The organism is Variovorax sp. WDL1, assembly GCF_001541225.1.
Classification (GTDB): Bacteria; Pseudomonadota; Gammaproteobacteria; order Burkholderiales; family Burkholderiaceae_C; genus Variovorax.
Map to the genome: position 1 here is coordinate 13,168 of NZ_LMTS01000021.1, position 16,881 is coordinate 30,048.

Sequence of the window (16,881 nt, forward strand, 5' to 3'; positions counted from 1 at the left end):
AGGATTGCGCTCCAGCATGTGGCCGATGACGCGCAGGTAGTCGCCGGCGTCAGGCACGCCCGCACGGCGGCCGTCGAGGAGCACATCGAGCCGCGCCAGCGCGCGCGACCCGTCCGGCCGGAAGATGCCGAAGCGGTCCTGGAGCGCATGAACGCGCGCAAGGTCCTCGTCGTCGTGATCGACCAGGATGCGCCCGATGACCCACACGTCGTCACCCGGCGCGCTGATGGCATGCATTCCGTGCGGCACCGGCCCCTTCCATTTCGGGCCGTGCACGAAGATTCGCTGCTGCGCGCCGCCGGTCGTGCGCCGGCCTGCATAGGCCCACGGATTGGTCCATGCGTCCAGGAAGCCGAGCACCCAGTAGCGCTCGCCCATCTCCGGCACCTGGATGACCACGGGCCCCGCGGAGAGATCGAGCCATGCGTTGGTGAACAAGGTGTCGTTGTTCGGCGTCACCACTTCCTTGTCGTCGGGCGAGATCAGCTTGCGCGTGTGCGTGAACTGGTTGACCCACCGCATCGTGGAGCCCGGGCCGTCGCCTGCGAAGCCTTCCACCGGATGCCGGCGAGCGGTGTTCGCGGACCGCATCCGGGCCATCTCGAAGAGCGGCAGCGTCTCGATCACCTGATCCCGCACGGTGGCGGAAACTTGCTCGGGCCCGCGCCCGACGACCACCGCATCCAATGCAAGCGCCCCTTCGCCTTGCGGCAGCACGGCGAAGGGATTCACGTCCACGGACTCGAGGCCATCCCCCGCGGCAATGGCGAATTCCGACAGCCGCACGATCGCTTGTGCCAGGGCCTCGACGTCGGCCTTCGGTGCGCCCCGGAAGCCGTGGAGCAGGGCCCCGGTCTTGAGCTCGCCGACCATGCCGCGCGCCTGGTCGAGGTCCACCGGCGCGAGGCGGAAGGTCACGTCCCGCAGCAGCTCCGCGTTCACCCCGCCGGCGCCGAGCATCACGACGTGGCCGAGCACCGGATCACGGTGCACGCCGAGGATGCATTCGACGCCGCGCACCATCCTCGCCGCCAGGACGCCGTCGATGCGGGCCTCTGGGGCGGCGATGCGGACCGCGTCCACGATCCGGTCGTAGGCGGCTCCGGCACTCGCCGCATCGGCCACGCCGAGCGCGACTCCGCCCACGTCGCTCTTGTGCGTGATGTCGCAGGACAGGATCTTCATCGCCACGGGATAGCCGAGTTCCTCCGCGGCGGCGACGGCTTCGCCCCGCGTGCGGGCTCGGCGCATCGGCACCACGGGCATGCCATGGGCTTGCAGCAGCTCCAATGCATCGGCTTCGTTGCAAGTGCCGGGCCGCAGTGCGATCGGTCCGGCGGCGGCGCAGGCGGCCGGACTGCCCGCGTGCTCCGCGTGCTCCCGGAAGAAATCCATGGCCGCGAGTACGCGGATGGCGCGGCTCGGGTCCGTGAAGGTGAGGCAGCCGAGTTGTTCCAGGGCGCGCTGCTGCTCCGGGTCGGCCAGGGTGCTGAACATCACCAGGCGGCCCGGAAAATCACGGCGCAGGTCGCGGGCGAGCTTCAGCTGGATCTCCTGCATCGCAGGCGTGAGGCCCGCGGCCGCGAGGAACACGAGCAGGCTGCCGTAGCCGCCGCCGCCGAGCATGGCATTGGCAGCAACTTCGAGAAGATCGATCTCGGAGGTGACCTGGCCCGTCACGTCGACCGGATTGCGGGTCGCGGCAAAGGGCACGCGGTCGAGGATCCGTCGCTGCGCCGCCTCGGGCAGGGCCGCGACGTCGAGTCCGGCTTCCGCAGCGGCATCCGCGAGCAGCACGCCCACGCCGCCGGAGACGGTGAGCAAGCCGACCTTGCCATTCGCCGGCATGCCCGAGACCGCCAGGCAATGTGCGACATCGAAGAACTCGTCGATGGTCCGTGCCCGCCAGGCGCCGTACTGGCGAAAGAGCGCGTCGAACGCGGCGTCGTCGCCGGCCAGTGCCGCCGTGTGCGAGGCCGCCGCCATCGCACCGAGCGGCGTTCGCCCGACCTTCACGATGACGACCGGCTTGCCGGCCGAGCGCGCCAGGCCGAGCGCATGCTTGAGCCTGGCGCCGTCGTTGCAGCCTTCCATGTAGGCCATGATGACGCGCGTTGCCGGATCTTGCGCCATCCATGCGATGCATTCGGCCACGTCGATATCGCCTTCGTTGCCGGTGGCAATCCAGGTCGACAGCCCCACGTTGCGCTCGCGCGCCATGCCGTAGGCGTAGGCACCGAATGCGCCGCTCTGCGTGACGATGCCGACCGTTCCCGCCGGTGCCAATCCCGTCGCCAGTACCGGAGAGAAAGTCGCGTAGACGCGCCGGCTGGCATTCATGAAGCCGAGGCAGTTGGGCCCCAGCACCCGCATGCCCTCGGCACGCGCGCGCGCCATGATGCGGCGCTGCGCCTCGCTGCCTTCGGGCCCGGCCTCCGCGAAGCCGCCGGTGAAGATCACGATGTTCCTGACGCCTGCGGCGACCGCATCGTCCAACGCGGCTTCCGTCAGCTGGGCAGGAATGGCGAAGATCGCGAGATCGATGGGCCGGCCCACGTCCCGCAGGTTGCGATAGGCGCGCACCCCGTGCATCTCCGGCGTGCTCGGGTTGATCGGGTAGATCTCTCCCGCATAGCCGTGGTCGAGGAGGTAGCGAAGGGGCGCCGCCCCGATCTTGCGGGGCGTGGCGGAGGCGCCGACGACGGCAATGGAGCGGGGCGTGAAGAAGGAGTCCAGGTCTGGCGTGGCCACGGGTTGCTTCAGTTTGGAGGGATGAAGCTGCGCAAGATAGCGGCCGGCGAACTATCGGACAAACTGAGATTTCCGACAGATTGATAACCGCGGCCGATTTATCCGGCGCGGTGCGGAGTGGGCCGGGATCTAGCGCCCGCGGCCGGCCGCGCTGCCGGTTGCCTTCTCGCGCGTGAATTCGCGCGCGAAGCGCAGGAAGCTCTCGACCGCCGGCGAGACCGACAGTCCGCGGCGCACGAACATCGCCACGCGCCAGCTCACCTGGGGCTGCAGCAGCGGCAGGAAGGCGAGCCCGAAGCCGCGGACGAAGGGCTCCGTGATGAAGGGGCAGACGACCGCGCCGCGCGTGACCTGCAGCATCGACAGCGCGGTGTTCACCCGGTGCACGGGCACGATCTTGCGCGGGTGATTGCGCACCGGCACCTGGCTCAGCACGTTCGGCGCGAAGTTCGGCATGTAGTTGATCACCGGCGTGGCGCGCAGGTCCTTCCAGCTCACCGAAGCGGCGTCCGCCAGCGGATCGCCCGGCGCCAGCGCCACCCACAGCGGGTCGGCCCAGAGCACGTGCGCCTCGATGGCGTCGTCTGCCACCACGCCCGCCGGGCCGAAGCCCACATCCGTGCTGCCGTTCTGCAGCCCGGCCAGGACAAGTTCGATCGGCACGTCCTCGAAGCGCACGTCGATGCCCGGATGGCTGGCCGTGTAGCTGGCAATCAACTCCGGCAGCAAGGTGCAGGACAGGGGCTCCGGCGCGGCCAGCCGGACCACGCCGCGCCGCAGGTCCTTGAGGTTGCTCAGGCTGTCGAGCGCTTCGTCCAGGCTGGCCAGCACGCGCCGCACCATGGGCTCGAATGCTTCCCCCACTGCAGAGGGCGACACGCTGCGCGTGGTGCGGTCCAGCAGGCGCACGCCGACGCGGCTTTCGAGTTCGCGGATCAGGCCGCTGAGCGCCGCCTGCGAGAGGTGCATTGCCTCGGCGGCTTCAGAAAAGCTGCCGGCCTCCATCACGGCCACGAAGGCCTGCAATTGGCGCAGCGTCACATGCATCGTCATCCGAAGCCTCCGTCGCACCGGCGACAGTTATCGGCGCAGATGATAAGTCTCCGTCAATGACAACTTGTCCCTGCATGCTGCCGTAGCGGCTGCGTCGCTCGGCGCGACGGGAACTTATAAGCTCATCCGATAGATTGCTCGGAAAAAGCGTCTTGCCCGATAGCCCCGCCACGCCTTAGCGTTGCTGCCCGGGCTGCCGTGACGGCCCCAAAAAAGGAGACACCATGAAGTTCACACGCCGGTCCCTGCTGGGCACCGCCGCAGCCTGCCTGTCGGCCGGCCCTGCATCGTTCGCCCACGCCCAGGATGCCTGGCCCTCGCGGCCCATCCGGCTCATTTCCCCCTACGGCGCCGGTGGCGCGAACGACATCTCGGCCCGCATCCTGGCGGACTACCTGGGCAAGGAGCTGGGCCAGCAAGTCGTCGTCGAGAACAAGCCGGGCGCGGGCACGCGCCTGGCCAACGAGCTCGTGGCGCATGCCCCGGGCGACGGCTACGCCTTGCTCTATGCCGCGGCACCGTACGCGACCGCCGAAGCGCTGTACGGCAAGCAGAAGTTCGACACGCGCAAGGATCTGCAGCCGGTGGCGCTGGTCGCCATGGCGCCGCTGTTCCTGATCGTCAATGCGCAGTCCGGTTTCAAGACTGCGCAGGACCTCATCGCGCACGGCAAGACCAAGCCCAGCGGGCTCGACATCGGCTCGCCGGGTGCCGGCTCCCAGCCCAACCTTGCGGCCGAGCTGCTGCTGAGAGATGCCGGCATCAAGGGCGTCATCGTCCATTTCCGCGGCGATGCGCCGGCCTATGCCGAGCTGCTGGCGGGCCGCGTGGACGCGACTCTCACGGCGATCACCACCGCCTTGCCGCACATCCAGGCCGGCAAGCTGCGCGTGCTCGGCGTGGCCGCGACCACGCGCAGCGCCTTGTACCCGGACGCGCCGCCCTTGCGCGAGCAAGGCCTTCCGAGCGTGGTGGCGTCCGGCTGGTACGGCTTCATGGTGCCGGGCACCACGCCGCGTCCCGTGGTCGACCGCCTGCAGGCCGCAACCGCCAAGGCGCTGGCGGACCCGGACATCAAGCAGAAGCTGCTGGCGCAAGGCCTGGAGCCCAGCGGCAGCACCGCCGCGGAGTTCCGCAAGTTCATCGACGACGAGTCCCGCAAGTGGGGCGACCTGATCGCCAAGGCCGGCATCAAGGGCGAATAGCCGTGCAGACGCGTTCCGCCATCTGCCTTTTCCGCGGCCTTTGCGCAGGGGCCGCGCTCCTGCTGCTGCAGGCCTGCTCGCATCATGTGGGCACGATGTCCGCGACCCAGCGCAATACGTCGTTCGGACCGGTGGCCGGTACCGACGATCGCGCGGCCACGGGCACCTTCAGCTGGAAGGGCGTGCCCTTCGCCAGGGCGCCCGTGGGGCCGCTGCGGTGGAGGGCGCCCGTCGATCCCGAGCGCTGGACCACGGCGCGGCGCGCGACGGACTTCGGCCCTGCCTGCGTGCAGACCGGGCGCCTCTACGGCCCCGGCCTGAACAACCGGTACGACGCCACCATCGGCGCGACGCTCGGGCAGACGCTGGGCTCCGAAGACTGCCTGACCCTCAACATCTGGGAGCCGGCCGCACGCTCGGTGGGGCCACGCCCAGTCATCGTGTGGGTCTACGGCGGCAGCAATATCACCGGGTACACCGCCGACCCGGTGTACGACGGAGCCAATCTCGCGCGCACCGCGGACGCGGTGGTGGTATCGGTCAACTACCGGCTGGGTATCTTCGGCTTCCTCGATCTTGCCCAGCTCAAGCCCGGCGTTCCTGCGGAAGACTCGGGGAACTTCGCGCTGCTGGACCTGGTGAAGGCGCTGGAGTTCGTCCAGAAGAACATCGCGAGCTTCGGCGGAGACCCAGGCCGCGTCACCTTGATGGGCGAATCGGCAGGTGCAGTCAACGTGTACGCGTTGATGACGTCGCCGATGCTGAGCGGCAAATCGCCGCAGCTGTTCCACCGCGTGGTGGCCCTCAGCGGCGGGCTCTCCACGGCCGCCACGCTGCCGCCCGGCTCGATTCCGGGCGTGCTCCCTTCGTCCGTGTGGGCCACGCGTGGCCAGGCGCTGCTGGCGCACTCGCTCATGGCCGACGGCACGGTGCCTGACGAAGCGGCGGCCAAGGCCTACCTGGCCGCCCGCACGCCGCAGCAGATTGCCGAATACCTTCGCGGCAAATCGCCCGATGCGTTGCTGACCACCGTTCGTACCCGCCTGGCACCGCTGGGCATGGCCGCGTCCAACCCGATTGCGGATGGAACGGTGGTGGCGACCGACCCGATCGCGGGCGTGCGCGCCGGACGCTATGCGAAGGTGCCGGTGCTCGCCGGCAGCACGCGCGACGAGACGAAGCTGTTCCCTGGCCTGTTCGCGCTGCGGCCCAGCCTGGGCGGCGCGAGCGGGCGGCTCATCGACGATGCCCGCGTGTTCTCCATCGCGTACAAGCACGATCCGGATGGACCTCCGGCGACGCGCATCGAAGACTGGATTCCAGCGCAGTACCTGCCGGTGAACGCGCCGGTGACGGGCTTCAACGCACGCGCGCAGGAGCTCAACCGCATCTGGTTCATGGCAATCCGCGACGACATGCTGAATGCGCTGCAGACGCAGCAATCGTCGATCTGGCTCTACCAGTTCGACTGGGACGAACTGCCCAGGCCCTTCGACGACATCTTCGGCGCCGCGCACGCGTTCGACCTGCCCTTCGTCTTCGGGAACTTCGGCCCCTCGCTGTTCGCCAACATCTCCTTTACCAAGGCCAACAGGCCAGGCCGCATGGCCCTGTCGGAGGCCATGATGAAGAGCCTGGGTGCGTTCGCGCACAGCGGCGACCCGAACCACCCGGCGCTCGGGACGCCATGGCGCCCGTGGCCCTCGCGCATCGTGTTCGACGCGACGCCGGAGGCGGCGCGCATCTCCGCGCGGTGAGCAGCGCGCCCGGGCCTAGGCGCTCAGGCTCCACAGCCGCAGCGCCATGTGGATCTCCAGCGCGCGGGTGGCGTTGCCCCAGTGGCCGATCAGGTCCTCGATGGTGGCCAGCCGCTGCCGCACCGTGTTGACGTGGATGCCCAGGCGCTGGGCGGTCAGCTTCGCGTTCTGGTTGCTGTCGAAGTAGTTGAGCAAGGTCGCCGCCAGCTCCGAGCCGCGCTTCTGGTCGTGGGCCGTCAGGGCGCCGATGGTCGCCTCCAGGAACGCCGCGAGGCTCACCTGGTCGTGTGTCTCGAAGAGTGTGGCGTAGAGTGCCATTTCGTTCTGGGCGACCACGTGGCCTTGAACGCCGATGCGGCGCAGCACGGGCAGCGCGCGCCGCAGCGTCACGTACACGCCGGGGATTTCCGCGGGCCCGGAAAGCGGCCTGGAGAGGATGCCGCGGTGGTCGGCCGGGAACCCGTCCCGGGCATGCTCCGTCACGATGCGGCGCACGTCCTCGGCCCGCGTCGTTGCGCAAAGAACCGTGAGCACGCCCTCGATGTCGTCGAACACGGCATGCGGCAGGAGGTTCGCGGCACGCAGGCGGCGTGCGGCATGGCCCGCGTGAGGCTCGCCGACATCCACCAGCATCAGCGAGCTGGGCTGCGAGAGGTCCACGCCGAATCGTGCCGCGCGTTCGCAGAGGATGGCGAGATCGTCCTGCCGCGGCGAGATCAGCGAGCGCAGCAGCGTGGAAAGATCGCGCGTCTTGTTCGCCTCCATCCGGTCCCTGGAGAGCAGGACGATGCCCACGATGCTGGTGCTGCGCTCGAAGGTGCGGACCGACATCTCGTCGAGCTCGCCGCGGCGAAACAGCAGGACCGAACCGAGCACATCGTCGCCACCGATCACCGCGTTGACCCTGCACGACTCGCCGTCCGCCTCGTAGGCCACCACGGAGCGGCCCAGCTGGCGGCTGTGCCGCAGCGCGCTCGCGAGTGCGCTGCTGTTGTCGCCGTGCGGCGCGTAGTGCTGCGCACCTGATCCGGCATAGCCAGGGGCGGTGCCGCGGCCGATGACCTGCGCTGCTTCGTCCAGCACCAGCACGCTGCCTTCCATCAAGCCGGCGACCGACTCGCACAGCGTGGCGAGCGATGCACCCTTGGCGAGCAGGGTGGTCATCTGCTCGTGCGCCTCGGCGGCGGCCTGCACCTTGCGGGCGTGCCGCTCGAGCTCGGCCCGCGCGGCCTCGGCGCTCTTCACGGCCGCGCTGGCCTGCTCGAAGGCCCTGGCGTTCTTGATGGCCACTGCCGCATGCGTCGCCAGGGTGGAGAGGATCGAGATGCTCTGCGCCGTGTGCGTGCGGTGGTAGCGGTCCGCGACGAAGAGCAGGCCGATGACTTCGTCCTCCCACAGCATCGGCACCCCGACCACGGCGGCGATGCCCTCGTCGCGGAAGGTGGCGTCGAGCTGCTGGTCGTGCGGGAAGCGCGTGTCGTGCAGGTAGTCCGGTGTCGTGAAGGGCAGCCGCGTGGCCAGCACCACGCTCACGATGCCGAGGCCGCGGCCGGCCACCATGTCGCCGGTGCTCTGCGCCAGCGCGCCGTCGGTGGCCAGCACGTGGAAGGCGGCGAGTTCGGGGTCGTACGTCGACAGCCACGCCACCTGCGAGCCCAGCAGGTTGCGCGCGCGCGAGACGATGGCGCGCAGCAGCTCCTTCAGGTCGAGCCGGCTGGAGAGTTCGCGCGCCGATTCGATCACGGTCAGCATGCCGCTTTCGCGTTGCTGCCACAGGTCCAGCCGGTTGCGCACCCCCATCGCCATGCGCACCAGTTCGCCCCAGCCCGAGCGGCCCGGGCCGCCGGCGGCCAGCGCCTCGACCTGCGCGAGGCGCGCCGCGAACTCGTCGGCCGACGCGCCCTGGTGCAGCATCCTGATGAGGTCGCAGCCGATCTCTTCGATGCCCACCGAACCCACCTCGCTTGCCATTCGTTTGCTCCTTGCGCCACCTGAAGTTCCAGCGGCGGGGGCAGAGGCTAGCAGAGCCTCGCGCTTCGAGCGCGGCTCATTGGCACGTGCGGCTGCGGGCGACCGGGGCGTTGCGGCCCACTAGGGTTTTCGCGAAGTCTTCCGGGCACACCGGAAGCGGCGAGGCAATGTGGCGGCGAGACATTGGATGCAGTCCGCCCGTCCGCGAAAGTCACGCCATGACCATTCTTGATTCGCTCAGGCCCGAAGCCGGCCTGAGAGTGCTCGTGACGGCCGGCGCCAGCGGCATCGGCGCGGTGGTGGCCCGCGCCTTCAGCGAAGCCGGCGCGCACGTGCATGTGTGCGACATCGACCGGGCGGCGCTGGACCGGCTGTCGAGCGAGATCCCCGGCATTACCAGCAGCATGGCCGATGCCGCTGTCGAGGCCGAAGTCGACCTTGTCTTCGACGACGTTCGCGGCACGCTCGGCGGCCTGGACGTCCTCGTCAACAACGCCGGCATCGCCGGGCCCACGGCCGCCATCGAAAGCATCGACGCGGCGATGTGGGAGCGGACGGTGGCCGTCAACCTGAACAGCCAGTTTCTCTTCGCGCGGCGGGCGATTCCGCTGCTGAAGGCATCGAAGGCCAATCCCTGCGTCATCGCGATGAGTTCGGTGGCGGGCCGGCTGGGCTATGCCTACCGCACGCCCTACGCGTCCACCAAGTGGGCGGTAGTCGGCCTCATGAAGTCGCTGGCGATCGAGCTCGGCCCGCACGGCGTGCGCGTCAACGCGATCCTGCCGGGAACGGTGGAGGGCGACCGCATGAACGCCGTCATCGCGGCGCGCGCGGCCGCATCCGGCCTCAGTGCGCACGCCATGCGCGAGCAGTACCTCCAGAAGATGTCGCTGCGCCGCATGGTGACCGCCGAGGACGTGGCGGCCATGGCGCTGTTCCTCTGCGCCCCCGCCGCGCGCAACGTCACCGGCCAGGCGGTGAGCGTCGACGCCAACGTCGAATACCTGTGAGTGAATTCAAAAGGAGACCTTGATGCAATCGCTTCGCCATTTTTCCCTCGCCGCCATCGCCGCCTGCATGGCCTCGGGTGCGGCCTTCGCCGACCCCGTGAAGATCGGCGTGATCGAAACGCTTTCCGGGCCGCAGGCCGCGTCCGGGCAGACGTACCGTGCGGCGGCCCGGTACGCGGTCGAGCGGATGAACGCCGAAGGAGGCTGGAACGGGCAGCCGGTGCAACTGCTCGAGTACGACAACCAGGGCGGGCCGGCGGGCGCGGCCGACAAGCTGAAGGCCGCCATCGCGGATGGCGTGCACGTCGTGGTGCAGGGCGCATCGTCGGCCGTCGGAGGGCAGATCACCGAGGACGTGCGCAAGCACAACCTGCGCAATCCCGGCAAGGAGATGATCTACGTGAACGTCGGCGCCGAGGCGCTGGAGCTGACCGGCGACAAGTGCCACTTCCACCATTTCCGCTTCAGCGGCAACGCCCAGGTCCGCACCAAGGCGCTGGTGCTGGCGATGAAGCAGGCCAATGCGCTGGGTTCGCGCGTGTACGCGATCAACCAGAACTACTCCTGGGGCCAGGACATGGAGCAGGCCATCTCCGACAACGCCGCGCTCGGCGGCTACCAGGTGGTGGAGAAGACGCTGCACGACGTGAACAAGATCCAGGACTTCGCGCCGTACGTGGCGAAGATCGGCGCGGCGAAGGCCGACACGGTGATGACGGGCAACTGGTCCAACGACCTGCTGCTGCTGATGAAGGCCACCAAGGCCGCAGGCCTGAAGGCGCGCTTCGGCACCATCTTCCTGGACCAGCCCGGCAACATCGCCAACGCGGGCGAGCTGGCGCTCGGCCACTTCGTCGCCCACACCTTCAATGCCGAGGCCGGCGGCGCCGAGGGCGAGCGCTTCGTGGCCGACTACAAGGCCAAGACCGGGCACCTGCCCGCGGCCACCGAGCCGCAGACCGTCTTCGGCCTGGCCATGGTGGCCGATGCGCTCAAGCGCGTGAAGGCCGAGGGCGGCAAGCTGAACGTCAACGCGCTGGCCGCGGCCATCGAGACCGCGAAGATCAAGACGCCCATGGGCGAGATGAGCATGCGCGCGGCCGACCACCAGGTGCTGCTGCCGATGGTCGTCTCCACGGTAACCAAGGATGCCAGGTACAAGGCCGACGACACGGACATGGGCTTCAAGCCGGTCAAGCTGTTCTCCGCGGCCGAGGCGGCAACGCCCGCGCAGGCCAGCTGCAAGATGCAGCGCGCCTCCTGATCCACCCGGCGGCCGGCCCGCGCGGCCGGCCCACTCAGTCAAGGCACATGGACACCTTCGTCGTTTCGCTGCTGAACGGGATCATCTACGGCTTGCTGCTGTTCATGGTCTCGGCCGGCCTCACGCTCATCTTCGGGATGATGGGCATCCTCAATTTCGCGCATGCCTCGTTCTACATGCTGGGCGCCTACTTTGCCTACGCGCTGCAGGACGTGCTGGGCTTCTTCGGTGCGCTGGCGGTGGCGCCGCTGCTCGTGGGCCTGGTCGGCACGGTGGTGGAGCGCTTCTTCCTGCGGCGCGTTCATCACCACGGCCACGCGCACGAGCTGCTGCTGACCTTCGGGTTGTCGTTCATCATCGCGGAGCTGGTCAAGCTGTTCTTCGGCAACTACCCGGTCAACTACCGTGTGCCCAGGTCGCTGGACTTTGCCGCCTTCACGCTCGGCCATGCGGACTATCCGGTGTACCGCCTGCTGATGGGCGCCGTGGCGGTCGCGATGTTCGTTGCCATCTACCTGCTGCTCACGCGCACGCGCGTCGGGATCGTCGTGCGCTCGGCCATCTACCGGCCGCGCATGGCCGAGGCGCTGGGGCACAACGTGCCGCTGGTGTTCATGGGCGTGTTCGGCGTGGGCGCGGCGCTGGCCGGCCTGGCGGGTGCCGTCGCGGGCGCGTTCTACACCACCAATCCGAACATGGCCCTGGAGCTGGGCGTGATGGTCTTCGTGGTGGTGGTGGTCGGTGGGCTCGGCTCGCTCGAAGGCGCCATGCTGGCGTCGCTGCTCATCGGCGTCATCACTTCGCTGGCCGTCGCGGTCGATGCGACGCTGGCCGATGCCTTCGCGCTGGTGGGCGCGCGCGCCTGGGCCGAAGGCGTGGGCGGGCTGCTGACGCTGAAGGTGTCGAGCCTGGCCGCGACGATCCCCTTCGCGCTGATGCTGCTGATCCTGCTGGTGCGGCCCGGCGGCCTGCTCGGCGAGAAGGGCTGACACCATGATGTCTCTCTCGCGTGTCTTCGGTGTGGGGATCGCCGTGCTGCTGCTCGCCGGCGTGCCGCTGCTGCTGTCGCAGGGGCTGGTGAATGCCGCCATCCAGATGCTGATCGCCGCGCTGTTCGCCAGCGCCTACAACGTGCTGTGCGGCCAGGCGGGCATGCTGTCCTTCGGCCATGCCGCGTACTTCGGCGTGGGTGCGTTCGCGACCGTCCATGCCATGAACGCCGTCGGCGGGACCGGGCTGCTGCCGACGCCGCTGCTGCCGCTGGCGGGCGCGCTGGGCGGGCTGGCGATCGGTGCCATCGCCGGCTGGTTCGCCACCCAGCGCACCGGCACCTACTTCGCGATGATCACGCTGGCCATCGCGGAACTGCTGCATGCGCTGGCGCCGCACCTCAAGGGGCTGTTCGGCGGCGAGGCGGGCATCTCGTCGATGCGAATGCCCTCGATGGGGCTCGGTTTCGGCTCGACCACGCAGGTGTACTACCTCACGCTCGCATGGGTGCTGGTGTCGCTCGCGCTCCTCTACGTGTACACGCTGACGCCGGTCGGCCGGCTGGCGCTCGGCCTGCGCGAGAACGGGCACCGGCTGCGCTTCCTCGGCTATGACGTGCACCGGCTCAGCGTGCTGGTGTTCTCCATCTCCGCCATGTTCTCCGGCATCGCGGGCGGGCTGCAAGTGGTCAGCAACGAGGCGGCCAACTACGTCGTTCTCGACGCACAGCTGTCGGCCGCCGTCGTGTTGAACACCTACATCGGCGGCGTGAAGGTGTTCCTCGGCCCGGCGCTGGGCGCCTCGCTGATGACCTTCTTCGGCTACGCCGTGTCGGACCTGACGCAGTCGTGGCTGCTCTACCAGGGCACGCTCTTCGTGCTGGTGATGCTGTTCATGCCGGAGGGGCTCGCCGGCCTGTTCCGCGCCTCGTCGCAGCTGCGCCGGCAGATCGGGCTGGCGCGGCTGGTGCCCGTGCTGCTCGCGTGGATCGCCGCCGCAGCGCTGCTGACGGCCGGGATCGCGTTCGCGGTGGAGCTGCTGCAGCGCATGTTCTCGCAGGACTACCGCGCCTTGGCCGGCGCCACCCCCGGGGGGGCGTGGCCGGCCATCGCGCTGTTCGGCCGGTCGTGGTTGCCTTCGGACGCATCGACGTGGGCGGTCCCGGTTGCGCTTCTTGCCTGTGGAGGTGCGCTTGTCTATGCGGTGCGCCGCGGCGTCGAAGGGCTCCAGAGCAGAGGCGAGCGCGGCATGGGCACCGCGGCACACAACGCGGAGGTTGCCCTATGACCCCGCCCATCCTGAGCCTGCGCGGCGTGCGCAAGTCTTTCGGCCAGACGGAGATCATCCGCGGCGTCGATCTCGATCTGCTGCCCGACGAGCGCCATGCGCTGATCGGGCCCAACGGCGCGGGCAAGTCCACCGTGTTCCATCTCATCTCGGGCCACTTCGCGCCCAGCGCGGGCGAGATCGTGTTCGATGGCCGCCGCATCGACGGCAAGCCGCCGCAGGAGGTCAACCGCCTCGGCCTGTCGCGCTCGTTCCAGATCACCAACATCTTTCCGAAGCTGAGCGTTTTCGAGAACCTGCGGCTCGCGGTGATGCGCCCGCATGGCTTGCAGAACAACCTGTGGAGGCTGGTCGCCCGCGATGCGCGCATCCGCGAAGAGACGGAACGTCTGCTGGAGCAGGTACGGTTGCAACGGCGCGCCGCCACCATCGCGGGGGAGATGTCCTACTCGGAGCAGCGCTCGCTGGAGATCGCGATGACGCTCGCCTCCGATCCGAAGGCCATCCTGCTGGACGAGCCGATGGCCGGCATGTCCAACGGTGAGACGGCGTACACCGCGGAGCTGATCCGAACCGTGACGCGCGGCCGCGCGCTGCTGATCGTCGAGCACGACATGCAGGTGGTGTTCGCCATCAGCGACCGCATCAGCGTGCTGGTCTACGGCGAGGTGATCGCCACCGGTACGCCGCAGGAAATCCGCCGCAATGCCGCGGTGAAGGAAGCGTACCTGGGCGAGGAGGTCGCATGAGCCCAGTGAGCCGCACTGCCGCTCCGAAGACGGCCGAGTCGCTGCTGGCGCTCGACGCGGTGCACGCCCATTACGGCAAGAGCCACATCCTGCATGGGGTGAGCTTCCAGGTGGGCCGCAACGAGGTGGTCAGCCTGCTCGGGCGCAACGGCTCGGGCCGCTCGACCACGATGAAGGCGATCATGGGCCTGGTGGCGCCCACCGGCGGGCAGATCCGGCTGGGCGAGCGCGATATCACCGGCGCGCGGCCGTATGCCATCTGCCGCGCGGGCATCGCCTACGTGCCCGAGGAGCGGGAGGTGTTCGCCAACCTCACGGTCGACGAGAACCTGCGCATGGGCGAGCAGCCGCCCACGCAAGGCGCCACGCGGTGGACCGTGGACGACATGTTCGCCTACTTCCCGCGGCTGAAGGAGCGCCGCAACACCAAGGCCGGCAGCCTGTCCGGCGGCGAGCAGCAGATGCTGACGATCTGCCGCTCGCTGCTGGGCAACCCGCAGCTGATCCTGATCGACGAGCCGACGGAAGGGCTCGCGCCCAAAATCGTCGTCGCCGTGGGCGAATGCATCAAGGACATGCACCGCAGGGGCGTGGCCGTGGTGCTGGTCGAACAGAAACTGGCGATTGCCTTGAAGGTCTCCACGCGCGTGTGCGTGATGGGCCATGGGCAGATCGTCTTCGAGGGAACGCCCCAGCAGCTCGCCGCCGACGAGAAGCTGCTGGCGGACTGGCTGGCCGTCTGAAGCAGGCCGAGGAGCATTCAATGGCAAGTTCACAAGACAAGGTCATCATTTCATGTGCTGTCACCGGCTCGGTGCACACACCCTCGATGTCGCCGTACCTGCCGCTTTCGCCGCAGGAGATCGCCCAGCAGGCCATCGAGGCGGCGCAGGCCGGGGCGGCGATCCTGCACCTGCATGCGCGCGATCCGGTGGATGGGCGGCCGACGGCCGATCCGGCGGTGTTCGTCCAATTCGTGCCGCAGATCAAGGCGGCCACGGGCGCCGTCATCAACATCACCACCGGCGGCAGCACGCGCATGACGCTGGAGGAGCGCCTGGCGTACTCGCTGCAGGCGAAGCCGGAGATGTGCTCGCTCAACATGGGCTCGATGAATTTTTCCATCCATCCGGCCGCCCGCAAGATCCAGGAATGGCGCCACGACTGGGAGAAGCCGTACGTCGAGGGCATGGAGGACCTGATCTTCCGCAATACCTTCCGGGACATCAAGCGCATCCTGAAGGTGCTGGGCGACGACTGCGGAACGCGCTTCGAGTTCGAGTGCTACGACGTCGGCCATCTCTACAACCTGGCGCATTTCATGGACGAGGGTCTGGTGGAGGGGCCGCTGTTCATCCAGTGCATCCTCGGCATCCTGGGCGGCATCGGCCCCGACCCCGAGAACCTCGTCGTCATGAAGTCGACGGCCGACCGGCTGTTCGGCGACCGCTACCGCTTTTCCGTGCTCGGCGCCGGCCGCCACCAGATGCCGCTGCTCACGATGGGCGCGGTGCTCGGCGGGAACGTGCGCGTAGGCCTGGAGGACAGCCTGTACCTCGGCAAGGGCCAGCTCGCCCGGTCGTGTGCCGAGCAGGTGCGCAAGATCCGTCGCATCCTGGAGGAGCTGTCGCTGCAGATCGCCACGCCGCAAGAGGCGAGGGCGATGCTCGGCCTCAAGGGGCAGGACGCGGTCGCGTTCTGATCATCTGACGTTCTGATCTTCGGGGCTGCCTCGCAGGATTGCGTGCAGGCAGGACCCATCGTGTTTTCTTGAAGGAGCTACATGAGCAAATATCTGCAGGACAAGGTGGCGGTAGTGACCGGCGCAGGGGGCGGCCTCGGGCGCGCGCATGCATTCGAGCTGGCGAGGCAGGGCGCCCGCGTGCTGATCAACGACCTCGGAGGTGAGCGCGACGGATCGTCCGCCGCGCAGGTCGCCGAGGACATCCGGCGCCGCGGCGGCGAGGCCATGGTGGATGGCGGCGACGTCAGGGACTTCGCCCAGATGGAGGCGATGGTCGCCAAGGCAGTCGAACAGTGGGGGCGCGTGGACATCCTCGTGAACAACGCCGGCATCCTGCGGGACAGGTCCTTCGCCAAGATGCCGCTGGACGATTTCCGGCTGGTCCTGGATGTGCACGTGATGGGCGCCGTGAACTGCACCAAGGCCGTGTGGGACCGCATGCGCGCACAGAACCACGGCCGCATCGTGATGACGACGTCCTCGTCCGGGCTCTATGGCAACTTCGGCCAGGCCAACTATGGCGCCGCCAAGATGGCCCTGGTAGGACTCATGCAGACATTGGCGCTGGAAGGCGCCAGGCATGACATCCGCGTCAACTGCCTGGCGCCCAGCGCGGCCACCGGCATGACTGCGGGCATCCTGCCCGAAGACGCGCTGGCCGGGCTTGTCCCCGGGAAGGTCAGCCCCGGCCTCGTCGCGCTGGTGGGCGATGACGCGCCGACCCGCATGATCCTGCTGGCCGGCGCGGGCAGTTTCGAGTGCGCGCACGTGACGATGACGCGCGGGGTCTTCGTCGACGATGAAGAAGACGCCGCCGGGCAGGTTCGCGCGCGGCTGGAGGAGATCCGCGCCCGCGGCGGCGAAATGGTTCCGGCCTCGGGCTGGGAGCAGTACAGGCTGGAGCTCTCCAAGGCCGGGCTGGCGACGGAGCTTGCCGGCGCAGACTGAGGTGCACGCCAGGGTTGTCCCGCCTCGGCACGATGACGCGCGCGCACATCGAAGCGGGGCAGCGTGTGTGGTGGGACGACATTGGCTGGCGGGCCGGTACTGACCAGACTTCCTGTTGCGCCGTCGCATCTGCACGCGGCGCTCCACAACCA

The 16,881-nt window shown here is 68.8% G+C and carries 13 protein-coding genes; 10 read left to right on the forward strand and 3 right to left on the reverse strand.

Going from position 1 to position 16,881, the window contains the following annotated elements; genetic code table 11:
- Together APY03_RS01890 and APY03_RS01895 are read right to left on the reverse strand one after the other, a co-directional pair.
- Nucleotides 1–2,751, reverse strand: a 2,751-nt coding sequence (locus APY03_RS01890) for an acetate--CoA ligase family protein (RefSeq protein WP_157103363.1), incomplete at its 3' end; no start/stop codon positions are given.
- A gap of 129 nt (nucleotides 2,752–2,880) precedes the next feature.
- Nucleotides 2,881–3,804, reverse strand: a complete 924-nt coding sequence (locus APY03_RS01895; RefSeq protein ID WP_068673385.1) for a LysR family transcriptional regulator — start codon at nucleotides 3,802–3,804, stop codon at nucleotides 2,881–2,883.
- 224 nt (nucleotides 3,805–4,028) lie between these two features.
- On the opposite strand from APY03_RS01895, the gene APY03_RS01900 reads away from it, so the two are divergent.
- Together APY03_RS01900 and APY03_RS01905 are read left to right on the forward strand one after the other, a co-directional pair.
- Nucleotides 4,029–5,009, forward strand: coding sequence for a Bug family tripartite tricarboxylate transporter substrate binding protein (locus tag APY03_RS01900; RefSeq protein ID WP_068673387.1), 981 nt, complete (start codon nucleotides 4,029–4,031; stop codon nucleotides 5,007–5,009).
- A 95-nt stretch (nucleotides 5,010–5,104) separates the two neighbouring features.
- Nucleotides 5,105–6,766: a carboxylesterase family protein gene (locus APY03_RS01905; RefSeq protein WP_068673432.1), complete on the forward strand. Its 1,662-nt coding sequence runs from the start codon at nucleotides 5,105–5,107 to the stop codon at nucleotides 6,764–6,766.
- 15 nt (nucleotides 6,767–6,781) lie between these two features.
- Here APY03_RS01905 and APY03_RS01910 read toward each other — a convergent pair whose 3' ends face one another.
- Nucleotides 6,782–8,737 (reverse strand): helix-turn-helix domain-containing protein, encoded by a 1,956-nt coding sequence (locus tag APY03_RS01910; protein ID WP_068673389.1) that lies wholly within the window; start codon nucleotides 8,735–8,737, stop codon nucleotides 6,782–6,784.
- Between the two features lie 218 nt (nucleotides 8,738–8,955).
- On the opposite strand from APY03_RS01910, the gene APY03_RS01915 reads away from it, so the two are divergent.
- The 8 genes from APY03_RS01915 (at nucleotide 8,956) to APY03_RS01950 (ending at nucleotide 16,729) form a co-directional block, all read left to right on the forward strand.
- On the forward strand, nucleotides 8,956–9,747 hold the full coding sequence (locus APY03_RS01915; RefSeq protein WP_068673391.1) for an SDR family oxidoreductase: 792 nt from the start codon (nucleotides 8,956–8,958) through the stop codon (nucleotides 9,745–9,747).
- A gap of 22 nt (nucleotides 9,748–9,769) precedes the next feature.
- Nucleotides 9,770–11,011: a branched-chain amino acid ABC transporter substrate-binding protein gene (locus APY03_RS01920; protein WP_068673393.1), complete on the forward strand. Its 1,242-nt coding sequence runs from the start codon at nucleotides 9,770–9,772 to the stop codon at nucleotides 11,009–11,011.
- 47 nt (nucleotides 11,012–11,058) lie between these two features.
- A complete protein-coding gene (locus APY03_RS01925) occupies nucleotides 11,059–12,000 on the forward strand; it encodes a branched-chain amino acid ABC transporter permease (protein WP_068673395.1) in 942 nt (313 codons plus the stop codon).
- A 7-nt stretch (nucleotides 12,001–12,007) separates the two neighbouring features.
- Complete coding sequence (locus APY03_RS01930; RefSeq protein ID WP_443082793.1) at nucleotides 12,008–13,288, forward strand: branched-chain amino acid ABC transporter permease; 1,281 nt, start codon at nucleotides 12,008–12,010, stop codon at nucleotides 13,286–13,288.
- Nucleotides 13,285–14,037: an ABC transporter ATP-binding protein gene (locus tag APY03_RS01935; protein ID WP_068673399.1), complete on the forward strand. Its 753-nt coding sequence runs from the start codon at nucleotides 13,285–13,287 to the stop codon at nucleotides 14,035–14,037. Before APY03_RS01930 ends, APY03_RS01935 begins: the two co-directional genes overlap by 4 nt.
- Nucleotides 14,034–14,780, forward strand: a complete 747-nt coding sequence (locus APY03_RS01940; protein WP_068673401.1) for an ABC transporter ATP-binding protein — start codon at nucleotides 14,034–14,036, stop codon at nucleotides 14,778–14,780. The genes APY03_RS01935 and APY03_RS01940 overlap by 4 nt, the downstream gene beginning before the upstream one ends.
- 20 nt (nucleotides 14,781–14,800) lie before the next feature.
- Entirely contained in the window at nucleotides 14,801–15,739 is a 939-nt protein-coding gene (locus tag APY03_RS01945) for a 3-keto-5-aminohexanoate cleavage protein (protein WP_068673402.1), read from the forward strand.
- Nucleotides 15,740–15,820: 81 nt separating this feature from the next.
- Nucleotides 15,821–16,729 (forward strand): SDR family NAD(P)-dependent oxidoreductase, encoded by a 909-nt coding sequence (locus APY03_RS01950; RefSeq protein WP_068673404.1) that lies wholly within the window; start codon nucleotides 15,821–15,823, stop codon nucleotides 16,727–16,729.
- Nucleotides 16,730–16,881: the final 152 nt, after the last annotated feature.

What these genes read in the sequence shown, in the direction of transcription:
- APY03_RS01895 (WP_068673385.1), bottom strand. Translation starts at nt 3,804, where the DNA reads ATGACGATGCATGTGACGCTGCGCCAATTGCAGGCCTTCGTGGCCGTG.
- APY03_RS01900 (WP_068673387.1), top strand. Translation starts at nt 4,029, where the DNA reads ATGAAGTTCACACGCCGGTCCCTGCTGGGCACCGCCGCAGCCTGCCTG.
- APY03_RS01905 (WP_068673432.1), top strand. Translation starts at nt 5,105, where the DNA reads ATGTCCGCGACCCAGCGCAATACGTCGTTCGGACCGGTGGCCGGTACC.
- APY03_RS01910 (WP_068673389.1), bottom strand. Translation starts at nt 8,737, where the DNA reads ATGGCAAGCGAGGTGGGTTCGGTGGGCATCGAAGAGATCGGCTGCGAC.
- APY03_RS01915 (WP_068673391.1), top strand. Translation starts at nt 8,956, where the DNA reads ATGACCATTCTTGATTCGCTCAGGCCCGAAGCCGGCCTGAGAGTGCTC.
- APY03_RS01920 (WP_068673393.1), top strand. Translation starts at nt 9,770, where the DNA reads ATGCAATCGCTTCGCCATTTTTCCCTCGCCGCCATCGCCGCCTGCATG.
- APY03_RS01925 (WP_068673395.1), top strand. Translation starts at nt 11,059, where the DNA reads ATGGACACCTTCGTCGTTTCGCTGCTGAACGGGATCATCTACGGCTTG.
- APY03_RS01930 (WP_443082793.1), top strand. Translation starts at nt 12,008, where the DNA reads ATGTCTCTCTCGCGTGTCTTCGGTGTGGGGATCGCCGTGCTGCTGCTC.
- APY03_RS01935 (WP_068673399.1), top strand. Translation starts at nt 13,285, where the DNA reads ATGACCCCGCCCATCCTGAGCCTGCGCGGCGTGCGCAAGTCTTTCGGC.
- APY03_RS01940 (WP_068673401.1), top strand. Translation starts at nt 14,034, where the DNA reads ATGAGCCCAGTGAGCCGCACTGCCGCTCCGAAGACGGCCGAGTCGCTG.
- APY03_RS01945 (WP_068673402.1), top strand. Translation starts at nt 14,801, where the DNA reads ATGGCAAGTTCACAAGACAAGGTCATCATTTCATGTGCTGTCACCGGC.
- APY03_RS01950 (WP_068673404.1), top strand. Translation starts at nt 15,821, where the DNA reads ATGAGCAAATATCTGCAGGACAAGGTGGCGGTAGTGACCGGCGCAGGG.